This is a genomic window from Cupriavidus sp. SK-4 (genome assembly GCF_000611125.1).
Lineage (GTDB): Bacteria > Pseudomonadota > Gammaproteobacteria > Burkholderiales > Burkholderiaceae > Cupriavidus > Cupriavidus necator.
Map to the genome: position 1 here is coordinate 1 of NZ_JFJW01000233.1, position 4,873 is coordinate 4,873.

4 protein-coding genes are annotated in these 4,873 nt (G+C 59.9%); 2 read left to right on the forward strand and 2 right to left on the reverse strand.

What is annotated here, in order from left to right:
- Positions 1-123: 123 nt before the first annotated feature.
- On the reverse strand, positions 124-414 hold the full coding sequence (locus tag CF68_RS34665; protein WP_035828074.1) for a hypothetical protein: 291 nt from the start codon (positions 412-414) through the stop codon (positions 124-126).
- Positions 415-1,078: 664 nt separating this feature from the next.
- On the opposite strand from CF68_RS34665, the gene CF68_RS34670 reads away from it, so the two are divergent.
- Together CF68_RS34670 and CF68_RS34675 are read left to right on the forward strand one after the other, a co-directional pair.
- The gene (locus tag CF68_RS34670) at positions 1,079-1,744 is read left to right on the forward strand and encodes a helix-turn-helix transcriptional regulator (protein WP_035828076.1); all 666 of its coding nucleotides are present in this window, start codon (positions 1,079-1,081) and stop codon (positions 1,742-1,744) included.
- Positions 1,741-2,307 carry a DUF6036 family nucleotidyltransferase gene (locus CF68_RS34675; protein WP_035828080.1) on the forward strand — a complete coding sequence of 189 codons (567 nt, stop codon included), beginning with the start codon at positions 1,741-1,743 and terminating at the stop codon, positions 2,305-2,307. Before CF68_RS34670 ends, CF68_RS34675 begins: the two co-directional genes overlap by 4 nt.
- A 314-nt stretch (positions 2,308-2,621) precedes the next feature.
- Here CF68_RS34675 and CF68_RS34680 read toward each other — a convergent pair whose 3' ends face one another.
- A complete protein-coding gene (locus tag CF68_RS34680; RefSeq protein WP_051591825.1) occupies positions 2,622-4,277 on the reverse strand; it encodes a SulP family inorganic anion transporter in 1,656 nt (551 codons plus the stop codon).
- Positions 4,278-4,873 lie beyond the last annotated feature (596 nt).

The following is a 4,873-nucleotide window of genomic DNA, read 5'->3' on the forward strand; positions in this document are numbered from 1 at the left end:
GGTCACGAGTGACTTGTGTGTAATGCAATGCTTTAAGCGGTCACACGGCTCCGTGAAGAATCAGAAAAGAGGGCCGCATTGCTGTGGCCGAAAGCATGAGTCAGTAAGGCCGGTTGCCACGCGTCAGAAGATATGCCTGATACCCAGCGCCGCGCCAAACATGCTGTTCTTCCCTGCCCCGAGGTAGTAGCCGGTTCCCAGCCCACCGACAGAGGTATCGAAGTTCAGGGACGCGTTCTTGGCATAGGCAGTAGTCAGATAAAGGTTAGTGCGCTTCGACAGGTAGTAGTTGTTGATTACCTGCACCTGCCATGGATTGGCGATATTGCCCAGTAGCGCATTGGTAACCGGATTGGCGACTTGCTTGACGTTGTCATAGTAGTAGCCGGCCGTCACCTGCCAGGTCTGGGTCACATGGGGGATGGTTCCGGTTTGCTGCGGCAGATCGGCGCATAAATTCTAGACTTTGCGTTGGGCCTCATTCCGACTTTTACGGCATGCGCGCGTCCTCGTTCCGGCCACTCCCGCCCTCAAATCGCGTGTCGCTGTGGTCCTCTACAGAGGAGTCCTCGCTCAGAAAAGAGCGTCACGGTGCAATAGGTTGGGCCGCAATGTGGAATTCTCAGGCCCACCAAGGGGTCATGACTTCAGCAGCGCGGCCAGGTACTGGCATCGCACGACCCTATGGCTTGCATCTCAGATGCAGACCGACCTTTGCGCTCCAATCCATTGCACCATACAGCCCGCCGCCGCTGCCGCTGCCGCCAATAATTTCGTGATCGTGAAATTGCAGATTAGGCCCCGCTGATATGCCGCTGTGCATGCCAGGCCGACCGTATGCGGCGTGGAGGTCCGAAAGTCCTGTTGCTATTCCCTTGGGCTCGACCTCTTTGGCGACGCGTCCTCGTTGCTCAGCGCGTGCTGGCGCGGCCCCGCTCACTTCTGGCGGCGGTCGCCGACCCACCAGGCCATCGTGATGGCTTGCCAGCGTCCCACCTCAACAACGCAAACTGACGATGAAGCGATGATGTTCAACAAACTAGTCTAATTTCCATATTTTGACTAGAATACTGAACATATGCCAGCCTTCACTGATACTACTTCCGTCCTAGAACGTCACTTGCTGCTGCAACTCGGCGACCGCATCAAGCGTCTGCGGAAGGCCCAGAACTTCAGCACGGTCGAGATGGCCAAGCGCGTTGGCATCTCCCGGACGACCCTCGCTGCCGTTGAGGCAGGCGACCCCGCGCCGACGATGGGCACTTACCTTCGCGTCATGTCGGTCCTCGGCGTGGCCGGGGATCTCGCCCTGCTGGTCAGCGACACCTTCCAGCCGCCGCCGGCAAATTCAGCAGCCGCCTCGTCCAAGCGTACCAGACCGCAGGTGCAAGTTATGGTGACGACGGATCCCAGCCGCCATCAAGCTCAGGATTTGCAGAGCATGGCGCTGCACAAAGAGGCGATCCGAATGATTCATGAGGATCCTGCCCTACTGGGCCGGGCCCAAGAGGTGCTCAGGCGATGGCGCTCGCAGGGAGACTCACGGTCTGATTCACTTTGGTCCGAGTGGGAAACGATTCTTGCGAACCGGTCGTGGCGCAAGGCGCTTGGCCGAACTCGACGTGCTCAAGAGCTTCGCCAAGCCTCTCCCCTGCCGGCTGTTCTACCCGACGCCCTTCGGCAGGAGGTGCTTGCACAGATCCAGGCGGTGAAGAAAGGCGTTGTGATCGGGGATCAGGAATGAACCGGGAAGATCTGGAACACATCATTCGGGCTGCGGCCGACATCACGAATGAATACGAGTTCGTTGTCGTTGGCAGCCAATCGATCCTAGGGCCGATCCCCAACCCGCCGGCAGTTTTCACGATGTCTGCGGAGGCCGACATCTACCCGCTCAATGCCATCGACAAGGCGGATGCGATTGACGCGGCCATCGGAGAAGGCTCGCGTTTTCACGAGACGTACGGTTACTACGCGCAGGGCGTCGGGCCAGAGACCGCCTGCCTGCCGGCCGGATGGCAACGCCGCCTGCAGCGCATCCAGACGGCGGGCACGAATGGACGGGTTGGCTATTGCTTGGACGTCGTTGACCTCTTTATGGCGAAGGCGGTAGCGGATCGCGACAAGGACCGCGTCTTCTGTATGGCCCTAATTCAATACGGCTATGTTTCGCCGCGCGCAGCGCTCAGCCGCGTCGAGGACATGCCGATAGAAAAAGCTGCACAGGGACGACTGCGTGCACGCATCAAGCGCTGGACGAAGGCCTTGCGGGACCAAGGTCATGCGGTTCCCGATGGCGACGCCTAGTCGGAGCTATCCGTTAGGCGGCGTAGGTGCAGTAACAACGTTGCCCCGGTGCTCGCCAACTCGCCATAAGGCACCGTTATCGGATCTTATTGCCATGCCCCCGACTCACGCTCTTCTCCCCGCCCATGCCTTGCGAGGACAGCGTGGAGTGCAACGGCCGTAGCCGGCCATCTCCTTCCATTCGCCAGCGCGCGCAGACGGACATCCAAACGGCGGCTCCACCAGACAATGGACATTCGTGCGCGGCCCATGTCAGTTGCATCTTCGGCCACCATAAGCGACATTCGTCCCCTCGTCTGACAAGCGTCCGTGCGTCAACTCGACTGAGCGAGCGCGGCGGCGACCGCATCGTCGACGCTGTAATGAACGTATGACGGGGTGAGACCAGGCATGCCTGCCAAAGTCAGCAACGCCAGCGCGGGCTCCTTCAGGCGCGCGAAGAACAACCTCTTGCCGCGCGCTGCAGCAAAGCGTTCGAATTCCATCAATGCCTCCACGCTGGTGCTATCCAGATCGGGGGACTCTTCCAGACTGAGAACAATCGATTGCGTGCTGTCCCCCGCGTTGACGACCAACGTCCTCACATGCTGCATCATGACTTCGACATTGCCAAAAAAGAGCGGTGCCTCCGGACGCAGGACGATCACGCCCGGGACCGGTCGCGCATCAGAATGCGCTGCGAGAACAAGGAAATCGTGTCCTTCGCCAAGGCGGCCGAGGGTGCTCACGTTCGGAACCGAGAGCCCTCGCAAAAGCATCAGCAGGCTGAGCCCAATCGCGGCGAGCAACCCGTAGAGCACGCCTAGTACGAGCACTGCCAGCACGGCGGCGGCGACGAGGATACGGTCGCGATGCAAGCGCAAATACGGGGTGAATACTGATGGGTTCAACGCGTGACTAAGCGCATGGCAAACGACAGCAGCGAGAACCGCGGTGGGCGTGAGCGCCACCAATGGCAGCAAGGGGAGCATGATGACGGCCACCACTACCGCAGCGAACCAACCTGCCCAGCGCGACTGGGCACCAGCCGCTTCGCTAGTGGCACTTGCCGAATAGCCCGCGCCTACAGGCAGACCATGAAAGAGCCCTGACAGCATATTTGCAGCGCCGAGCGCGAGCAACTCACGGTTCGGCACCGTCAAGTCTCCATGCTTGAGTGCTAACGTGCGGATCGAGCTATACGATTCGGCGTAAAGGATCAGCGCCAGCGCAAAGGCGAATTCGCCAAGTTGGGCCCATTGGTGGTGATCAAGGCTGGGCAGGGAAGGCATTTGGCCCGACAACTCGATTGTGCCGACCACCGACACCCCATGGGCTTGAAGGCCGAACCAACGACTGGCGACGATGCCTAGCGAGATGACGACGAACGCGCCCGGCACCTGGCGTGAGCGACCGAAAGCGAATAGCAGGACCAGCGCGACGAGCCCGGTTGCTAACTGCCAGACGTTCCACTGCGGGTAGCTACGGGCAAGCTCGATCAGGAAGCCGGCAGAATCGGTGTGCTTGAGGCTCACGCCGAGAAAACTCGGGATCTGTCTTATAATGATGACAATTGCTAGACCGAACGCGTAGCCTCGCAGCACGGGTTTGGCGATGAACTCAGAAGCGCTGCCCAAGCGTGCGAGCGACGCGCTCACGAAGATCAACCCGGTAATCAATACGAGCCCGGCGGCTAGCAGCATGCGCATCGGCAGGCTGTCACCGGCCATTCCCACTGCTACGGCTGCAACGACGGCTGCCGACGATGACGTGGCCGACACAATCGCAAAGCGGCTGTTGCCCAGCAGGCCGTAGGCGACGAGTCCCGCGAGCAGCGCTATGACGCCAGTCTGAGGTGGTAGGTTCGCAATGGTTGAATACGCGATCGCCTCGGGAACGAGCAGGCCAGCGACAGACAGCCCGGCGCGCAGGTCGGGCAAGTAATGGCCCGCGAGAACGCGCACGGACGCCTTGCACGGATACTTTTTCATACCCTTCCGGTCGTTTTGCATTAGCTATGCAGGATAACGGTATCACGTTGGCTCGAAGGAACTGGCGAAGTACCACTGCTTTTCGCTGGGGCGCTTCAGATTACTAGGATGAGCCGGAACATCGCTGGGCCGCCATTGGACATTCCCCGACGTACTAGCGAGCGCGTGTCCCGCATGCGGCATGCCGTTGCAGTTCGTGATCGCTCATCCTCTATTCGGCTGTAGGAATGCAACCGGGACCCCGAAGTGTTCCAGTGGCAATATTGCTCAACTGGACAAATTGCGATAATGCCGTGACTCGGCTATTTTTCATAGTTAGTCGATCGCCTATTATTTCCGACACCGCGATTGCGAAGACCTGCGGAGATTGCAGGCAACCGCCAGTTCGATGGTCGTCACGCGCGACAGCCGCATCCCTCGCGCACGGTGAAGAACATGCCGCAGTCTGAGTTCGGCCAGGGGGCACTTGCGGTCTCCGGATCGACGGTCGGAGTAAGGCGGCGGTGCGCGCATATTGGATACCGACTGCGCTCGTTGATCTATTAGGACGCGTCAGATTCGCCACTCGTCCCGCTGGGAGAACGACCATGAATTTC

What these genes read in the sequence shown, in the direction of transcription:
- CF68_RS34670 (WP_035828076.1), top strand. Translation starts at nt 1,079, where the DNA reads ATGCCAGCCTTCACTGATACTACTTCCGTCCTAGAACGTCACTTGCTG.
- CF68_RS34675 (WP_035828080.1), top strand. Translation starts at nt 1,741, where the DNA reads ATGAACCGGGAAGATCTGGAACACATCATTCGGGCTGCGGCCGACATC.
- CF68_RS34680 (WP_051591825.1), bottom strand. Translation starts at nt 4,277, where the DNA reads ATGAAAAAGTATCCGTGCAAGGCGTCCGTGCGCGTTCTCGCGGGCCAT.